Below are 15,465 nucleotides of genomic sequence, written 5' to 3'. Positions count from 1 at the left end.
TCCGAAGCGCAGGTCAGGAGCCCGCGGCCCACTCCTTGCGCAACTCCTCCAGGATCTCGGCGGCTTCGGGCACGTGCTTGCGCTGCATGGCCCAGACGCGCAGGGCCTTGTTCACGGGGATGTGCTTGTTGGCCGGGTCCTTGTAGAAGGCGTCCATGCCCTCCACGAACTCCTTGAGGGAGAGCCCGAAGAAATAGCGGCTGGTGTTGTACTCGTAGGTGGTGCGGGTCTTCTCCACGCAGGGCTGGTCGGGCTTGTAGAGCGCCACGCTTCCCCGGGAGAGCACCGGCTGGGAGAAATCCCCGCCCGTGACCACGCCGTCGAGCACGCCGGTCAGGTAGGCGTATTTCCAGATGTCGTTCTGCTGGTTCCAATAGGCTCCGTCGCGTTCCTGGGCGAGGGCGGACGACGCTGTGAGCAGCAGGGCGCAGACGAGGGTCAGGATCAGGCGCATGGAAGTCCTCCGGCGGAATGTGTGCGTGGAAAAACGATGCGTAGGTATCAGCCGCGCCCCCCGCTGGCAACAAGGGAGGCTGAGCCCGGCTTGCGGCAGACCATCCTGCCCATGAAACGGGGCGGATCGTCCAGGCGGCCCTCGAAACTCTCCAGGATGTCCCACCCCCGGAACCAGGCTTCCAGCTCGCCGCGCCGCAGCAGGTGCGCGGGGTTGCGGGGCTTGCCGAAGGCTTCCTGCCCTTCCAGGTAGGTCTCCATCACGAACAGGCCGCCCGGGGCCAGGCAGGCTTTGAGCCCTTCCATGAGCGGCCTGTGCAGGTAGCGGAACACCAGAACGGCGCCGTAGGATTCGGGCTCGAACGCGGGCGGCGGGTCCGTCTCCAGGTCCATTTGCCTGAATCGCACGTTGGCGGGCCAGCCCCCCTGCTCCAGCCCCTCGCGGGCCAAGGCGGAGATGTCCACCAGCAGTACGGTTGCCCCGAAGCCTGCCAGGTACAGCCCGTTGCGGCCATCCCCGCAGGCCACGTCCAGCACGGGGCCCAGGCGCGCGGCGGCCAGGGCCTCATCGCGCCAGCGCGCCAACAGTTCAGCCGCCTTCATGCCCAGCCCCTAACCGCAGCCAGCCAAGGACTTCCTGGGCCCGGCCCGGCGCGGAACACCCACCGTCACGGCGTAAAGCAGGCCCACGCCGGAAGGCAGGCCCAGCACGTCGGCGGCCTCGGCGTCATAGAAGGCGCCCACCCCGCAGGCCCCGAGCCCAAGTGATTCGGCCGCAAGGTAGAGCCTGTGCCCCAGGCGTCCCGCCCCGATGAGCGCCGCGCGGTAGCCTCTCGGCCCCAGGGTCTCCTCCAGGGCGGGAATATCCGCCAGGAAGACCACCTGCAGGGCCGCGTCGCGCATCCAGAGCTGGTCCAGGCAGATTCCGGCCATGGCGGGCCCCATGTTGCCGTCGCGCACCTCGGCCGCGCGCAGGGCCGTGCGGTTGAGCAGGAAGAACCCGGGCAGGGCCAGGAAACCCGCCAGGCAGGCGTTTTCGCAGGGGTGCCCGGCCGGATGCAGGGGCGCTCCCAGAACCTCGATCAGCTGCCCCAGGGCCCCGTCGGGCAGGCGGTCCTGCGAGTAGGCCCGGCGGGACCGGCGCAGGGACATGGCCCGGAACATGTCCGTGGCGGGGGCGGTGGCCGGCAGAGGCGGCAGGTCCTGCCAGTTCAGGCCCTGCCCCAGGCGCGAGGCCTCGGGGCGGGGCATGGCTGCCCCGGCCTGGAACCGCGCCGAGCACACCCCGTGCACGGCTGCCAGCTGGGCGGGCAGGGCATCGGCGGCGCTGGCCCTGCTCCACGCTGCCGCCCCGGCGGGGAGCGGCCCGGGCTCGGCCAATCCGTCCGCATCGTGGCAGGCGGCCCGCAGCACGGCCAGGCAGCCTTCGCGGGCGGGGTCCACGCCCAGGTATCCGTTCACGGCCTGGTCGTCGAAATCCATCTCCATGGAGGCGTCCACCTCGAAGGCGGCCAGGCCCAGGGCCAGGCCCTCCACCATGTGCCCCGTGTCCAGATTGAGGTAGCGGTAGGCCCTGGTCCGGTATTTCCAGGCGCTGCGGAAAAAGATCGTCGTCACAAAGATGAGGGCCTCGCCGCTCTCCCCCGGCAGGCCCAGGCTCGCGGGCGAAGCGTTGCCCGGGCGCAGCAGGGTCAGCCCGTGGCCCGCAACGCTGAAATGATAGAGCCCCTGCCCCAGCCCGTCGCCGCCGGGCCACTGCACGTAGATTTCGCACGGGTAGAGCGCGCCGGCCGATGGACAGGCGCGGTAGAACATCATCCCGTCCCGGTGCGGGCAGGAGCGTGTGAGCCCCGCGGCATGGAACAGCACCGAGGAGAGGGCGTCGAGGTTCAGGGTCCGGGAGGCGCGGCTTCGGCCCAGGGTACCCCAGAGGGTCGCGGCCGGAAGCCTGGCGTCGCGGGTCAGGGGGCGCAGGGGCAGATCCCCATAGGTCTTGAAGGTCGAAGGCTCGTTGCCCCAGTCCAATCCGAGGCCCGAGAGGCGTCCCCTGCCGTAGGAGACTGCGCTGTGGTACTCCGTGGCGGAGCTCACCATGCCACGGCCCGGAGCAGGTCGATCCCGGTGTAGAGCTGGCAGAAGGCCAGCAGCACGGCCAGGGTGTTGCCCACGGCGTGCAGCAGGCCCAGGCGGGTGCCCGGTTTCTTCTCGCGGTCCAGCCGGACGCCGGTGGCCAGGCCGGAGACCGCCAGCGCCCCGATCACCAGGGCAACCTTGCCGTGGAGGCCCGTGGTCCCGGGGGCCGTCCAGACCAGCCAGGTGGTGGAGAAGCCTGAGACAAGGCCCAGGAGCATGCCCGCCAGGGCGATCTTGCCCAGGAGCACATGGGTGCGCCAGGGGAACATGGCCTTGCGCCCAAGGCGCACCGAGGCGAAACGGATAGCGCCCTGCCGAAGGGCCACGCAGGCAAGGAACAGGACCAGGGACATGAAAACGGGGTGAGGATAGTTCATCAACGCATTTCCGGGCGGCGCGGGCGGCCGGTTGCCAAGCCTCTCCGCGCCGGGTAAGGGTGATCGCCGACGGCCGCCGCGCCGATGCGGGCGGATAACACTTCAATTCTCCTACCGTGATATCATGGGCATTGGCAACAAAACCATCTTCACAGACGCCTCGGAGCGTGTGCTGGCGGGATCATCCCTGCACGGCGGACAGCTCGACGATTTCATAGCCGCCGTGGCCGGGGCCGCGGGCGACGAGGCGGAGGCCTTGCTCGCGGCTGCAAGGCGCATCCGGCTGGAGACGCTGGGCACCGGCGTGGGCCTCTGCGCCATCGTCAACGCCAAGAGCGGGCGCTGCTCGGAGAACTGCTCCTTCTGCGCCCAGTCCGGGCATTTCAGCACCAGCGCTCCGGAGCACCCCTTCCTGGAGGTCGCGGAGGTGGTCCGCGCCGCCCGGGCCATGCGGGAGCGCGGGGCCACACGCTTCGGCATCGTCACCAGCGGCCTGCGCCCCACCGGGGAGGACTTCCGCCGCCTCAAGCAGTGCATCCGCGAGGTCGCCGCCCTGGGCATGGGCGCGGACACCTCCTGCGGCGTGCTGACCCGGGCCGAGTTGGACGAACTCAAGGAGGCGGGCCTCAGCGCCTACCACCACAACCTGGAGACCGCGCGCAGCTTCTTCCCCCGAGTCTGCACCACCCACGATTACGAGGATGACGTGCAGGCCGTGCGCGACGCCCTGCAGGCCGGGCTCTACGTCTGCTCCGGGGGCATCTTCGGCCTGGGCGAGAGCTGGGCCCAGCGCGCCGAGCTGGCCCTGACCCTGCGGGATCTTGACGTGCCCTCCGTGCCGGTGAACTTCCTCACGCCCATCCCGGGCACGCCCATGGGGGAGCGCGAGCCCATGCAGCCCCTTGAGGCCCTCAAGACCGTGGCCCTGCTGCGCTTCCTGCTGCCGGGCGCGCAGCTGCGCATCTGCGGCGGCCGGGACGCGGTGTTCGGCGCGGAGCGCGGCCTCGACCCCCTGGAGGCCGGGGCCAGCGGGCTCATGATCGGCGACTACCTGACCACCAAGGGCGTCCGCGTTGAAGAGGACGTGCGCAACCTCCGGGCCAGGGGATGGGAGACCGGCGGTGATTGAGCGCCGCTTCGCGGAGGCGCTCTCGCGGCTGGAGTCGGTCCACCGCCTGCGCCGTACCCGCACCTTCGACCCCAACCGGCCGGGGTTGCTCAACGCCTCATCCAACGACTACCTGGGGCTGGCCCGCCACCCGGTGTGCGCGGCGCGGGCCTGCGAATACGCCCGCGTCTGGGGCTCTGGCTCGGCCTCCTCGCGCCTGATCTGCGGCACGCTCCCCCCGCACGAAGCCCTGGAATCCAGGCTGTCGGCCATGAAGGGCAGCGAAGCCGCCCTGGTGATGGGCTCGGGCTTCCAGACCAACTCCTCGGTCATCGCCACGCTGCTCGATGCGCAGGCCCTGGGCCAGGCCCCGCTGGTCTTCTCGGACAAGCTCAACCACGCCAGCATGCACGAGGGCTGCCGCCTGGCGGGCGCTCGCCAGATCCGCTACCGCCACCTGGACCTGGACCATCTTGAGTCCCTGCTCGCGAAGCACGCCGCCGAGCCCGGCCCGCGCTTCATCCTGAGCGAGACGGTCTTCTCAATGGACGGCGACAGGGCCGACGTGCCCGCCCTGGCCGCCCTGGCCGAGCGCCACGGAGCCTTCCTCTACCTGGACGAGGCCCACGCCGTGGGCGTGCTCGGGCCTGCCGGGCGCGGCCTGGCCGCGGGCGTGCCCCTGGAGCAGGGGCTGGTGATGGGCACCTTCAGCAAGGCCCTGGGCAGCTACGGGGCTTACGTGTGCTGCACGCGCACCGTGCGGGAGTACCTGGTCAACCGCGCTCCCGGGTTCATCTTCTCCACCGCCCTGCCGCCCCCGGTGCTGGGCGCGGTGGACGCCGCCCTGGACCTGATCCCGGCCATGGACGCCCAGCGCGCCAATCTTTCAGCCTGCGCTGAACGCCTGCGCCAGGGCCTGCGCGATGCCGGGCTGGACACCGGCGGCTCAAGCACGCAAATCGTACCCGTGCTGGCCGGGGAGGAAGCCCGGGCGCTGGCGGCCATGTCCGCCCTGGAGGCCGAAGGCATCCTGGCTGTGGCCGTGCGCCCCCCCACCGTGCCGCCCGGCGGCAGCAGGCTGCGCCTCTCGCTCACGGCCGCCCACACCGAGGCGGATGTTGACCGGCTCGTCGAAGCCGTCGCCCGCGCCCTGGGGGATGTGCGATGAACTCGCCCAGGCTGCTCTTGACACACGGCTGGGGCTTCGGCCCGGCGTTCTGGTCACCCCTGCTGGAAGCGCTGGGCGGGGTGGATGCCCACCGGCTGGACATGGGCTTCTTCGGCCCCCCGCGCCTGGAGCTGCCGCCCGGACCATCCGGACCATGGCTCGCCGTGGGGCACTCCCTGGGCGCGCTCTGGCTGCTGCGCGAGGCCCTGCCGCAGCTTGAGGGCCGCCTTACGGGCTTCGTGAGCCTGGGCGGTTTCCCGCTTTTCGACGTACCCCCGGGACCCACCCGCGCCATGCGCCGGGGTCTGGGCAGGGACGCGGCCCTGGTGCTCGGGAATTTCTACACCGCCTGCGGGCTCCCAGAGGCCCTCCACCCCGATGTCTCCAGTGCGGACCCGGAGCGCCTGGCCGAAGGCCTGGACGCCCTGCTGCGCTGGGACGAGCGCGAACGGCTGGCGGGCCTGGACGTTCCCCTGCTGGCCCTGGCCGCCGAGGATGACGCCATCGCGCCGCCCGAATTGAGCAGGGCCAGCTTCCCCGCAGACCGGCTGGTCATGCTCCCGGACGGCGGCCACGCCTTCCCCTTCAGCCGCCCCGGCATCTGCGCCCGGCACCTCCGGGCCTTCATGGAGACGCTTTGAGAGAGCCGCAGCTCCTTTCGCGCAGACGCCGCATCATCCGCGCCTTCTCCGGGGCGCGCACCTACGACGCCCACGCCACGGCCCAGGCCGCCATCGCCGCCCGCCTGGCCGGGCTTGTGCTGGAGTCCGCCGTGCCGCCGAACGCCCTGGCGCTGGACATGGGCTGCGGCACCGGCGCGCTGGCGGAACGGCTGCTTTCAGGCGGCTCGTTCGGCGGCTACCTCTGCGCGGACATCTCCCCCGAGATGCTGGCCCGGGCGCGCTCGCGCCTGAACTCCCGGGGGCTGGCTGCCCGGCAGCAGACATGGTTCGCGGCCATGGACGCCGCCCGCCCAGGCTTGGCCCCGTGCTTCAATCTGGCTGTCTCCAGCATGGCCCTGCACTGGGCCGCCGACCTGGGCGAGGCGCTGCGCGCCCTGTGGGACGCCCTGCTCCCCGGGGGCAGGCTGGCCGTGGCAATCCCCGGCGAGGGGACCTTCCAGGCCTGGAAGGACGCACACCAGCGCCTGGGCCTGCCCTGCGGACTCCAGGATTTTCCATCCGCCAGCCGATTGGAAGCCCAACTGGCTGACCTGCTCCCGGAAAATGCCACGCTCCTCCAGGAACGTTTCCCCCTGCGCGCCGCCCGCGCCGTGGACCTGCCGCGCCACCTCAAGGCCGTGGGCGCGTTCGTGCCCAGGCCCGACCACTCGCCCCTGCCCCCGGGGGACTTCCGCGCCGTGCTGCGCGAACTGGACCGGGCCATGCGCCAGGGGGCCGCGATCGAATACCGCGTGCTCTTCGCCCTGACGGACAAGCCCGCCTGACACGAGGCCACCCATGAAAGGATATTTCGTCACCGGAACGGACACCGACGCGGGCAAGACCGTGCTCTCGGCGCTTCTGTGCATGGCCCTGGAGGCCGACTACTTCAAGCCGTTCCAGACCGGCCAGTCGGGCCAGCCTGGGGTCGACTCCGACACCGCAACCGTGGCCCGGCTGGCAAACCTGGGCCCGGATCGGCTGCACCCGCCCGCCGTTAACCTGCCGGACCCGCTCTCCCCGGCGCAGGCAGCGGCGCGGGCGGGCATCACGCTGGACATCGCCGCCGTCGCGCTGCCGGAAACGCCGCGCCCGCTGGTGGTCGAGGGCGCGGGCGGCGCGCTGGTGCCCATCGCCCCCGGGCAGGACATGGCCGCGCTCATGGCCCGCCTGGGCCTGCCCGTGATCGTGGCGGCGCGCTCCGGCCTGGGCACGGTGAACCACACCCTGCTCACCCTGGAGGCCCTGCGCCTGCGCGGCCTCGAGGTCGCCGGCGTGGCCCTCTCCGGCCCGCCCAACCCGGAGAACCGCCGCGACATCGAGCGCCTGGGCAACGTGCCCGTCATCGTCGAAATTCCCCGCCTGGACCCGCTGGACCACGACTCACTCAAGGCCCTGCTGCCCGCGCTCGCGCTGCCCGGCGCCGCAAGCGACGTCACCAGCGACGTGATCCGGTGGGACCGCGAGCACGTCTGGCATCCCTTCACCCAGGCCAAGACGGCCCCCGTGCCCATCCACCTGAGCCGCGCCAGCGGGGCGGACCTGGTGGCGGCGGACGGCAGGCGCTTCGTGGACCTGGTTTCTTCCTGGTGGGTCTGCGCCCACGGGCACGCCCACCCGGAGGTGGCCCGCGCCGTGGCCCGGCAGGCCGCCACCCTGGAGCAGGCACTGTTCGCGGAGTTCACCCACGAACCCGCCGCCCGGCTGGCCCACAGACTGGCCGAGCTGCTGCCCGGCGACCTTGAGCGCGTGTTCTACTCCGACAACGGCTCCACCGCGGTGGAAGTGGCCCTGAAGATGGCCCACCAGTACTGGCGCAACCAGGGCCGCCTGGAGCGCACCCGCATCGCCGCCTTCGAGGGAGCCTACCACGGCGACACCGTGGGGGCCATGTCCGTGGGGCGCACCAGCGGCTTCTTTACACATTTCGAGCCCCTGACCTTCGGGGTGGACTTCCTGCCCTACCCCTCAACCTGGATTGCCGACCCCGAGGGGGACCGGAAGCTGGCCCAGGCCCTGGCCGTGCTGGAGAACTACTTCAGCGTGCACCACGGCACCGTGGCCGCCGTCATCCTTGAGCCGCTGGTGCAGGGGGCCTCGGGCATGCGCATGGCCCCGCCCGCCTTCGTGAAGGCCGTGGCGGAGATGGCACGCAAGGCCGGTGCCTTGGTGATCCTCGACGAGGTGATGACGGGCTTCGGGCGCACCGGGACCATGTTTGCCTGCGAACAGGCCCAGGCCCAGCCGGACATCGTCTGCCTGGCCAAGGGGCTTACGGCGGGCTTCCTGCCCATGGCCGCCACCGTGGCCAGCAATGCCGTGTATGAAGGCTTCCTGGGCGAGACCTTCCACCGCGCCCTGGCCCACGGGCACTCCTTCACGGCCAACCCCCTGGGCTGCGCCGCCGCCCTGGCCGGGCTCGAACTCTTCGGGCGGGAGGACACACTGGGGCGCATCGCCCGGCAGCAGGCCGTGCACCGCGAGCGCCTGGAGGACCTGTTGGAGCACCCGAAGCTCGTGCGGCACCGCGCGTTGGGCTGCATCGGCGCGGTGGACGTCACCGGGCGCGGCGAAGGCTACGACGTGGACACCGGGCGCAGGCTCAAGGCCTTCTACATGGAGCGCGGCTTCTTCGTGCGGCCCATGGGCGACGTGTTCTACTTCCTGCCGCCGTCCAGCGTCACGCCGCAGCAACTCCATGACGCCTACGACCTGCTGCCCCAGGCTCTGGAGCAGTGCCTCTAGAACGCAAAAGCCCCCGGAGAACGGCTTGCTCCGGGGGCTTCCTCATTGGATCATGTGAACAATTCCTAGCAGCGGCCGGAATCCTCGCCGCCACGGAACGCACCCCACAAAGCCACGAGCCCCACGAACAGGATGACCGCGTCGCGCACCAGGGTCTCCTTGCTCACAGCCTGCCCAGCCCCGCCGAAACAGCCGCAGGTCACGTCCAGCCCCCGGGCCATGACCCAGCCCATGAGCGCCATGAACACGGCCATGAGCACATTGAGCACCACGGCCGCGCCGCGCACCAGCGTCCCGGCGCACAGGGCCAGGCCGCAGACCACCTCCAGGGCGGGCAGCAGCATGGCCGCGCCGTAGACCATCTTGGCCGGGAGCACCTGATAGTTGAAGATCACGGCGGCGAAGGTCTGGGCGTCCATGACCTTCTCGGCCCCGGCGTAGACGAACAGCGCCCCGAACACCAACCGGCTGAGCGTGAACACGGCGCGCATCAGTTGCCCCCCTCCACCGCGCCGCCCGCGGCGATCCAGCCATCCATGCCCTCGGGCATCACGGCCAGGGCGGTGAAGCCCATCTGCTTGAAGCCTTCGGCCAGATCCTTGCTCTTGGGGCAGCTGATGCCGCCGCAGTAGAACAGCAGGGGCTTGTCCTTGGGGAAGGCCTGTGCGGCGGCGTCCAGACCGGTGAGCAGCGCCTCGGCGGAAATGTGCACCGCGCCCGGGATGTGCCCGGCGGCGAACTCGTCCGGCTCGCGGGCGTCCACGAACACCCAGGTCCCGGCCTTCAGCGCCTCCATGGCCTGGGCGGGGGTGAGCACCTCCAGGCCTTTGCGGGCCGCCTCCTGGACCTTGACGGCCTTGTAATCCCCCCACCAGGGCAGGGGCTGCGGCCTGGCGACATTGACAACCCAGGCGGCCATGATTGATATGACTGTGAGAACAACGACATCCGGCCACCAGGGGCGGCGCGCTTGCTGGAACATGCTGTGCCTCGCTGTAAGTGCTTGCGGCCCCCTGCCTAGAGGAAATCGTGCGGAAACTCAACGCCCTGCTGGACTACTTCAAGTTTGTCCTGCGACATATGTTCGGAGGTGATTCAATGACGGAGAGCGCCACCCAGCCCAGAGACGTGGACCCTGAAACCGTGCGTTCCATCCTGGCAAACACCCCGCCGGGGGGCGTGACCGTCCTGGATGTGCGCCAGCCCTGGGAATACGAGCAGTTCCACCTGCCCGGAGCCACGCTCCTGCCGCTTGGCGAGCTTGAGGAGCGCATGGGCTCCGTCCCGGCAGACAAGCCCCTGATCGTCTACTGCCATTCCGGACGGCGCAGCGCCGCGGCGGCGTCCCTGCTGGCCGGGCGCGGCCATCCCGGCGTGATGAACATGCTGGGCGGCGTCATGGCCTGGACCGGGGCCACCGCCGTGGGCGCGCCGCAGACCGGGCTGCAGTATTACCGGGGCGACGAGACCCCGGAGGAGATCCTGGCCCTGGCCTACGCCATGGAGGCTGGCCTGGGCGAATTCTACGAGTGTCTGGCCTCCTCCGCCGCCACCCCCGAACTGGCCGAGACCTTCTCCCGGCTGGCCGGCTTCGAGGACAAGCACAAGCTCATGGTCTACCACCTCTACAAGCGGCTCCACCCCGAGAGCGCGACCGTGGAGGACCTGGCAGGCCGGGCGACCGCCAAGGCTCTGGAGGGCGGGCGCAGCGGCGAGGAGATCCTTGCGGACGCCAAGTCCCTGGATGGGGCGCGGTCCGCGCTTGAGCTGGCCATGGGCGTCGAGGCCCAGGCCATGGACCTCTACATGCGCCAGGCCGCCCTGGCCAAGGACGAGCAGGCCAGGGAAGCCCTGCTGGAGCTGGCCCGGGAGGAGCGCACGCACCTGCGCTCCCTGGCGGTGCTCATGGACAGGCTGGGCCAGGCCCCCAAAGCCGCCCCCGCCTAGGCGGACGGCCAGGCCCCGGCTGTAACTTCCATGCAACAACCGCGCGGCATCCTCAGCGCGCGAACCAACCACGAGGTTCACACATGGCTCCGGTCAATTTCTTCATGAACGTCCTCTGGCTCCTGTTCGGGGGCATCTGGATGGGGCTGGGCTGGTGCCTGGCCGGGCTGATCATGGTCGTCACCGTCATCGGCATCCCCTGGGCGCGCTCCTGCTTCGTCATCGCCGGGCTGGCCTTCTGGCCCTTCGGCAAAATGATCGTGGACCGCCAGTACGTGCAGGGCTACCACGACGCCGGCACCGGCCCCCTGGGTCTTTTGGGCAACGTGCTCTGGTTCGTGTTCGCGGGCTGGTGGCTGGCCGTGGGGCACCTGAGCGCGGCGCTGGTCAACTTCCTCTCCATCATCGGCATCCCCTTCGGCATCCAGCACCTCAAACTGGCGCTCATCTCCCTGGCCCCGGTGGGCAAGACGGTGGTGAACAAGCCGGAGTGCGTGGTCTGCCAGTAGACCTGGCACACAAGGAGCATCAGCCATGAAACGCATCGTGCCCGCGATCGTTCTTGCCGCCCTGGTGGCGGCCCCCGAAGCCGGGATGGCCAAGAAGAAGGACAAGGACTACCAGGGCGCGCCCCCCGGCAGCGTGCTCATGGAGCCCCTGCCCCCGGGCCAGGCCAAGAAGCCCGGCGGCGGCCCCCCGCCCTGGGCCCCGGCGCACGGCTACCGCGCCAAGCAGCAGTACCGCTACTATCCGCGCTACAACCTCTACCAGGATCCTGCCACGGGGCTGTTCTTCAGCTTCCAGGGGGGAGGATGGATCAAGGGCGGGCTGCCCGGGAACGTCCCGCCGGGGCATCTGGGCAAAGGATACATGATCCAGGGCGACCCGGACGCGCCCTACAAGGGCAACGACGGCCACATGAAGAAGTACAAGGTGAAGTAGGCGGGAAGAAAGACACGAGGGCGGCTGTAAGGCCGCCCTTTTTCGTTGTTGGAGAGCTCCGGGTCACATGGGATGGCAGAGCAGGGATTCCATCATGGGCAGGCCCGAATAGAACCTGGGCAGCAGGGAGCTGACGCGCCAGCCCGAATCCCTGATGAGCTTGGCCAGCAGTTCCAGGGAATACATGGAAGCCCCCGTGGGGACGGTCCGGTTTTTTTCCTCATAGAAATCGATGCGGCCCTCGATGTTGGCCGTGAAGAACAACATGCCACCATCGGCTACATATCTGCGCAGCATGGTCAATATGTACAGTGTGTTCACCGGAATCTAATGCGTTATGACCGAGAACATGGATATGACGTTGAAACTCCTGTCGGACAGGGCTTCAGGCAGTGTGGAGTCGATGTGCAGCGGAGGCGCGGCCTTGTTGTAGACGTAGTTGAATACGTCGATATAGTGGAAGGACATACGCTCGTCGGTGACGTTCTCCCGCAGGAACTCCACCATGTCCGCCTTGACGTCCACCCCCGTATAGCTCTTGATGGGTATCTCCAGGTTCACGATGGCGTCCGCGAAGCGCGAGCCGCAGCCGTAGTCGAGCAGGTCCATCTCCTCCAGGGGGATGCCCGTGCGCGCGGCCAGGTGGTACAGGAGCATCCTCCCGGTTTGGGCGGGCGGCCCCATGGCCAGCACCTTGGGAGCGTTGAGCAGGAATCGGTCGGGGATGACGAGTTTGGTATTCATGCGGCTTTCCATTTTTGTTTGGAAACCCGGCACGGCGGTTTCTCATTTAACGCAGGCCAGCAGATACTCCTGGTTGCCCTTGGGGCCCTTGATGGCGGCGGGCTCCACGCCCAGCACGTGCAGGCCAAGCTCCTGCGCGGCGTTTTCCACCATCCTCACGGCCAGCTGGCGAAGGCTTTCGTCGCGCACCACGCCTTTCACGGTCTGGCCCGGCCCCACCTCGAACTGGGGCTTGACCAGCGCCACCACGCGCCCGCCGGGCTTCACGAACCCGGTCACGGCGGGCAGCACCTTGGTCAGCGAAATGAAAGACACGTCGATCACCGCGATGTCCACCAGCTCGGGGATCAAATCCGGCGCGGCGGTGCGGAAGTTCACGCCCTCCATGCTCACCACGCGCGGGTCCGCGCGCAGCTTCTCGTGCAGCTGGCAGGTGCCCACGTCCACGGCATAGACCTTGGCCGCGCCGTGCTGCAGCAGGCAGTCCGTGAAGCCCCCGGTGGAGGCCCCCACGTCCAGGGCCACGGCCCCGTTCACGTCCAGCCCGAAATGCGTAAGCGCCGTGAGCAGCTTGTAGGCCCCACGGCTCACGAAGCGCTCCGGCTCCGCCAGGGAGAGCTCCGCGCCCGCGGGCAGCATGCGTCCGGGCTTGTCCAGCAGCTCGCGTTTGCCGTTCACGGTGAGATAGACCTGCCCGGCCATGACCAGGCGCTTGGCCCGCTCGCGGCTCTCGGAGAGGCCCTGGTCAACCAGGAGCTGATCCGCCCTGAATTTGGGATTCGCCATGTTCTTAGCCCGCCTGACCGGGCTGGGTTGATGATGCAGGCGCGGCAGCCGCGCGCCTGGGGTGTTTCACGTATTGACAGGCAGGGTCAAGATACACGGCCTGCAACTAAAGAGCCCCGGCCGGGCCGGGGCTCTGTCGATTGAACGTTTCGCAATCCGCCGCAGGCCGCGTTCCGGCCTAGAGCGGAGCGGCTTAGTTCTTTCCGGCCAGGCCCAAGCGGGCCACCACCTTCTCGGCGGCCTTCACGGTGTACTCCTCGGGGGTCAGGGCGGCCTTCTCCTCCGGGGTGATGACCAGTTCGGGCTTGTTCACCAGCTCGGGCTTGGGGATCACGCCGTAGTCCGCCGGGAAGGAATCCGTGAAGTACATCTCCTGGAAGCCGGAGAACTTCAAGCTGTGGGCCGTGGCGTCCAGGATGGCCAGCTCCGAGGTCTCGATCAGACCGGCCTCCTTGGCGCGGATCAGGCCCGCCAGGCATTCGCCGCCCTGGGTGCAGCTGATGTGCCCGTGGCGGTTGGCCAGGAGCATGGCGTCCATGATCTCCTGCTCCTCCACCTGGATGACCTGGAAAGAGCCGGGGCCGCCTATCTTCTCGTACTGTTCGGCGAAGTGCTTCACGCGCGGGAAGGAGACCGGGTTGCCGATCATGGCGGCCTGGGCCACGCTGGGGATGACCTTCACGGGCTCATAGACGCGCTTGGCCGGGTCGGGCTCGCGGTAGAAGCGGAACACCGGGTCCGCATGGGCGGACTGCACGCCGAAGATGCGCGGCAGCGAGGGGATGACGCCCAGGCGCTGCAGCTTGAGGAAGCCGCTCATGACGGCGGTGATGTTGCCCGCGTTGCCCACGGGCACGAACACGGCCTTGCGGTAGGTGTCCCAGTCGTACCACTGGGCCACCTCGAAGGCGTAGGACTCCTGGCCCAGGATGCGCCAGGCGTTCTTGGAGTTGAGCAGCGCCACGCGGTAGTTGTCCGCCAGGTGCTCCACCACCTTCATGCAGTCGTCGAACACGCCGGGCACCTCCAGCACGATGGCCCCGCTGCCCAGGGGCTGCGAGAGCTGCGAGGGCGTGACCTTGCCCTGCGGCAGGATGACCACGGAGGTGAGCGGGTGCCCCACGTAGGCCGCGTACTGCGCGGCGGCGGCGGAGGTGTCGCCCGTGGAGGCGCAGACGGTGAGCACGCTGTCCCAGTTCTTCTCGCGCACCAGCGACTTCAGGAAGCTGAAGGCGCAGGCCATGCCGCGATCCTTGAAGGAGGCCGAGGGGTTCTGGCCGTCGTTCTTGAAGGCCATGGGCGTGCCCAGGACCTTGGAGAGCGCGGGGCTGGCCTCGATGACCGGGGTGTTGCCCTCGCCCAGGTAGACGATGTCCTGCGGCTCGAGGATGGGGGCCATCAGCTCGTAGAAGCGGAAGATGCCGCGCAGGGGCGTGGTCTTGGTTGCGGCGCGCTTGTCGAACAGCGACTTCCAGTACACTGGCGGGTTCTCCGCCAGGGAGTCGAACCAGGTGTCCTCCAGCAGGAACACGCCGCCGCACCTGGGGCAGGTGTAGTGGAGTTCGCCTATGTCGAAGCGCTCCTCGCAGCCGAGGCAGAAATATTCCATGTTTCCGCGATACGTGGGGAAATCGTTGCTCATGCTCGTTCCTTCTGTTTCCGGCTCAGGCCGGGGGCTTGGCATGTGATAACCGCAGCGGGATTAAAAGCCAAGCAGCACGACGGCTTGCTGTGCGGCCTTGCCGGGCCAGATCGAACGGGCGATCAGGGCCAGCATGGCGCCGCCCAGGCCGATCTTGACCACGAAGCCCAGCACCCTGCCCCACATGGCCCCCTTGGCGGCGTGCCAGGCCTCGGGCGAGGGGCGGCCGTGCATGCGCTCGAAGGCGTAGCAGCCCAGGTAGGCCCCGCCCACCGCGCCCAGCAGCGCGCCGAAGCCCAGCAGGAACGGGGCGCAGAAGATGGCCCCCACGATGGCCCCGATGAAGGAGCCCATGTTGCCCTTGGAGGAGCCGCCGTACTTCTTGGTGCCGACGTACTGCGCGCCGAACTCCAGGGCCTCACCGGCGGCGGCCATGGCGATGAGCGGGGCGAAGAAGCCCCAGCCAAGCGGCAGCGAGGGATGGATGAAGCCCCAGAGCCAGGCCAGGCCCAGCATGATCCAGTTGGCGGGCAGGCCCAGGACGTTGAGGCCGAGCACCGCCAGCTGCACGGCCAGGAAAAGGGAGGCGTAGAAGTATTCCATGGTGTTCCTATCGGGACGAGGGAAAAAAGTTCTGGTGGGTATGTGACATCGCACCGCGGCCGGGCTCAAGCCATACGTCGGCGGAGTGACGGCCGCTAGCGCTGCGACGCGACGTATCCATACCCATCCCCCTTCGCGGGGTCCAGGGGGATCAT

Annotated in this window: 19 protein-coding genes; 8 read left to right on the top strand and 11 right to left on the bottom strand. The window is 69.2% G+C overall.

All coding sequences use genetic code 11. The features are described 5' to 3' along the window. Positions 1–13: 13 nt before the first annotated feature. From MLE18_RS05010 to MLE18_RS04995, 4 genes are read right to left on the bottom strand one after another with little or no spacing between them, the layout of a single operon-like run. Positions 14–454 carry a hypothetical protein gene (locus tag MLE18_RS05010; RefSeq protein ID WP_243367894.1) on the bottom strand — a complete coding sequence of 147 codons (441 nt, stop codon included), beginning with the start codon at positions 452–454 and terminating at the stop codon, positions 14–16. Between the two features lie 47 nt (positions 455–501). Further along, positions 502–1,056, bottom strand: a complete 555-nt coding sequence (locus MLE18_RS05005) for a class I SAM-dependent methyltransferase (protein ID WP_243367892.1) — start codon at positions 1,054–1,056, stop codon at positions 502–504. 9 nt (positions 1,057–1,065) lie between these two features. After that, the gene (locus tag MLE18_RS05000) at positions 1,066–2,547 is read right to left on the bottom strand and encodes a SagB family peptide dehydrogenase (protein ID WP_243367891.1); all 1,482 of its coding nucleotides are present in this window, start codon (positions 2,545–2,547) and stop codon (positions 1,066–1,068) included. Continuing rightward, a complete protein-coding gene (locus tag MLE18_RS04995; RefSeq protein WP_243367889.1) occupies positions 2,541–2,963 on the bottom strand; it encodes a DUF4079 family protein in 423 nt (140 codons plus the stop codon). The genes MLE18_RS05000 and MLE18_RS04995 overlap by 7 nt, the downstream gene beginning before the upstream one ends. A gap of 124 nt (positions 2,964–3,087) precedes the next feature. Here MLE18_RS04995 and bioB point away from each other — a divergent pair, with 124 nt between their 5' ends. The 5 genes from bioB to bioA are packed head-to-tail and all read left to right on the top strand — an operon-like array spanning position 3,088 to position 8,646. Further along, entirely contained in the window at positions 3,088–4,092 is a 1,005-nt protein-coding gene (gene bioB, locus MLE18_RS04990; protein ID WP_243367887.1) for a biotin synthase BioB, read from the top strand. Next, the gene (bioF, locus tag MLE18_RS04985; RefSeq protein ID WP_243367885.1) at positions 4,085–5,239 is read left to right on the top strand and encodes an 8-amino-7-oxononanoate synthase; all 1,155 of its coding nucleotides are present in this window, start codon (positions 4,085–4,087) and stop codon (positions 5,237–5,239) included. The genes bioB and bioF overlap by 8 nt, the downstream gene beginning before the upstream one ends. Next, entirely contained in the window at positions 5,236–5,880 is a 645-nt protein-coding gene (locus tag MLE18_RS04980; RefSeq protein ID WP_243367883.1) for an alpha/beta fold hydrolase, read from the top strand. Before bioF ends, MLE18_RS04980 begins: the two co-directional genes overlap by 4 nt. Then, entirely contained in the window at positions 5,877–6,686 is an 810-nt protein-coding gene (locus tag MLE18_RS04975) for a methyltransferase (protein ID WP_243367881.1), read from the top strand. Before MLE18_RS04980 ends, MLE18_RS04975 begins: the two co-directional genes overlap by 4 nt. Positions 6,687–6,699: 13 nt before the next feature. After that, complete coding sequence (bioA, locus tag MLE18_RS04970) at positions 6,700–8,646, top strand: adenosylmethionine--8-amino-7-oxononanoate transaminase (protein WP_243367879.1); 1,947 nt, start codon at positions 6,700–6,702, stop codon at positions 8,644–8,646. 65 nt (positions 8,647–8,711) lie between these two features. Here bioA and MLE18_RS04965 read toward each other — a convergent pair whose 3' ends face one another. Both MLE18_RS04965 and MLE18_RS04960 read right to left on the bottom strand, forming a co-directional pair. Further along, complete coding sequence (locus MLE18_RS04965; RefSeq protein WP_243367877.1) at positions 8,712–9,137, bottom strand: MauE/DoxX family redox-associated membrane protein; 426 nt, start codon at positions 9,135–9,137, stop codon at positions 8,712–8,714. Next, positions 9,137–9,628, bottom strand: a complete 492-nt coding sequence (locus MLE18_RS04960) for a rhodanese-like domain-containing protein (protein WP_243367875.1) — start codon at positions 9,626–9,628, stop codon at positions 9,137–9,139. The genes MLE18_RS04965 and MLE18_RS04960 overlap by 1 nt, the downstream gene beginning before the upstream one ends. 116 nt (positions 9,629–9,744) lie before the next feature. Here MLE18_RS04960 and MLE18_RS04955 point away from each other — a divergent pair, with 116 nt between their 5' ends. The 3 genes from MLE18_RS04955 (at position 9,745) to MLE18_RS04945 (ending at position 11,535) form a co-directional block, all read left to right on the top strand. Continuing rightward, positions 9,745–10,593, top strand: a complete 849-nt coding sequence (locus tag MLE18_RS04955) for a rhodanese-like domain-containing protein (protein ID WP_243367873.1) — start codon at positions 9,745–9,747, stop codon at positions 10,591–10,593. Positions 10,594–10,676: 83 nt separating this feature from the next. Continuing rightward, positions 10,677–11,102, top strand: coding sequence for a YccF domain-containing protein (locus MLE18_RS04950; protein WP_243367871.1), 426 nt, complete (start codon positions 10,677–10,679; stop codon positions 11,100–11,102). Between the two features lie 25 nt (positions 11,103–11,127). Further along, positions 11,128–11,535, top strand: coding sequence for a hypothetical protein (locus tag MLE18_RS04945; RefSeq protein WP_243367869.1), 408 nt, complete (start codon positions 11,128–11,130; stop codon positions 11,533–11,535). Positions 11,536–11,598: 63 nt separating this feature from the next. On the opposite strand, the gene MLE18_RS04940 is transcribed toward MLE18_RS04945, so the two are convergent. The 5 genes from MLE18_RS04940 to MLE18_RS04920 all read right to left on the bottom strand — a co-directional run bounded on the left by MLE18_RS04940 (position 11,599) and on the right by MLE18_RS04920 (position 15,310). After that, on the bottom strand, positions 11,599–11,856 hold the full coding sequence (locus tag MLE18_RS04940; protein WP_243367867.1) for a hypothetical protein: 258 nt from the start codon (positions 11,854–11,856) through the stop codon (positions 11,599–11,601). Between the two features lie 6 nt (positions 11,857–11,862). Continuing rightward, on the bottom strand, positions 11,863–12,279 hold the full coding sequence (locus MLE18_RS04935; RefSeq protein WP_243367865.1) for a class I SAM-dependent methyltransferase: 417 nt from the start codon (positions 12,277–12,279) through the stop codon (positions 11,863–11,865). A 42-nt stretch (positions 12,280–12,321) separates the two neighbouring features. After that, positions 12,322–13,065 (bottom strand): TlyA family RNA methyltransferase, encoded by a 744-nt coding sequence (locus MLE18_RS04930; RefSeq protein ID WP_243367863.1) that lies wholly within the window; start codon positions 13,063–13,065, stop codon positions 12,322–12,324. Positions 13,066–13,258: 193 nt separating this feature from the next. Next, complete coding sequence (gene thrC, locus MLE18_RS04925) at positions 13,259–14,707, bottom strand: threonine synthase (protein WP_243367861.1); 1,449 nt, start codon at positions 14,705–14,707, stop codon at positions 13,259–13,261. Between the two features lie 60 nt (positions 14,708–14,767). Next, complete coding sequence (locus MLE18_RS04920) at positions 14,768–15,310, bottom strand: DUF456 domain-containing protein (RefSeq protein WP_243367859.1); 543 nt, start codon at positions 15,308–15,310, stop codon at positions 14,768–14,770. Between the last annotated feature and the right edge of the window lie 155 nt (positions 15,311–15,465).

The sequence above is a fragment of the Fundidesulfovibrio soli genome (genome assembly GCF_022808695.1).
GTDB classification, from domain to species: Bacteria; Desulfobacterota; Desulfovibrionia; order Desulfovibrionales; family Desulfovibrionaceae; genus Fundidesulfovibrio; species Fundidesulfovibrio soli.
This window is presented reverse-complemented; position numbering and strand designations above follow the sequence as displayed.

Coding starts and splice junctions, on each gene's coding strand:
- thrC (WP_243367861.1), bottom strand. CDS start 14,707: ATGAGCAACGATTTCCCCACGTATCGCGGAAACATGGAATATTTCTGC.
- MLE18_RS04960 (WP_243367875.1), bottom strand. CDS start 9,628: ATGTTCCAGCAAGCGCGCCGCCCCTGGTGGCCGGATGTCGTTGTTCTC.
- MLE18_RS05005 (WP_243367892.1), bottom strand. CDS start 1,056: ATGAAGGCGGCTGAACTGTTGGCGCGCTGGCGCGATGAGGCCCTGGCC.
- MLE18_RS04945 (WP_243367869.1), top strand. CDS start 11,128: ATGAAACGCATCGTGCCCGCGATCGTTCTTGCCGCCCTGGTGGCGGCC.
- MLE18_RS05000 (WP_243367891.1), bottom strand. CDS start 2,547: ATGGTGAGCTCCGCCACGGAGTACCACAGCGCAGTCTCCTACGGCAGG.
- MLE18_RS04930 (WP_243367863.1), bottom strand. CDS start 13,065: ATGGCGAATCCCAAATTCAGGGCGGATCAGCTCCTGGTTGACCAGGGC.
- MLE18_RS04920 (WP_243367859.1), bottom strand. CDS start 15,310: ATGGAATACTTCTACGCCTCCCTTTTCCTGGCCGTGCAGCTGGCGGTG.
- MLE18_RS04950 (WP_243367871.1), top strand. CDS start 10,677: ATGGCTCCGGTCAATTTCTTCATGAACGTCCTCTGGCTCCTGTTCGGG.
- MLE18_RS04955 (WP_243367873.1), top strand. CDS start 9,745: ATGACGGAGAGCGCCACCCAGCCCAGAGACGTGGACCCTGAAACCGTG.
- bioA (WP_243367879.1), top strand. CDS start 6,700: ATGAAAGGATATTTCGTCACCGGAACGGACACCGACGCGGGCAAGACC.
- MLE18_RS04995 (WP_243367889.1), bottom strand. CDS start 2,963: ATGAACTATCCTCACCCCGTTTTCATGTCCCTGGTCCTGTTCCTTGCC.
- MLE18_RS04935 (WP_243367865.1), bottom strand. CDS start 12,279: ATGAATACCAAACTCGTCATCCCCGACCGATTCCTGCTCAACGCTCCC.
- MLE18_RS04980 (WP_243367883.1), top strand. CDS start 5,236: ATGAACTCGCCCAGGCTGCTCTTGACACACGGCTGGGGCTTCGGCCCG.
- MLE18_RS05010 (WP_243367894.1), bottom strand. CDS start 454: ATGCGCCTGATCCTGACCCTCGTCTGCGCCCTGCTGCTCACAGCGTCG.
- MLE18_RS04965 (WP_243367877.1), bottom strand. CDS start 9,137: ATGCGCGCCGTGTTCACGCTCAGCCGGTTGGTGTTCGGGGCGCTGTTC.
- bioB (WP_243367887.1), top strand. CDS start 3,088: ATGGGCATTGGCAACAAAACCATCTTCACAGACGCCTCGGAGCGTGTG.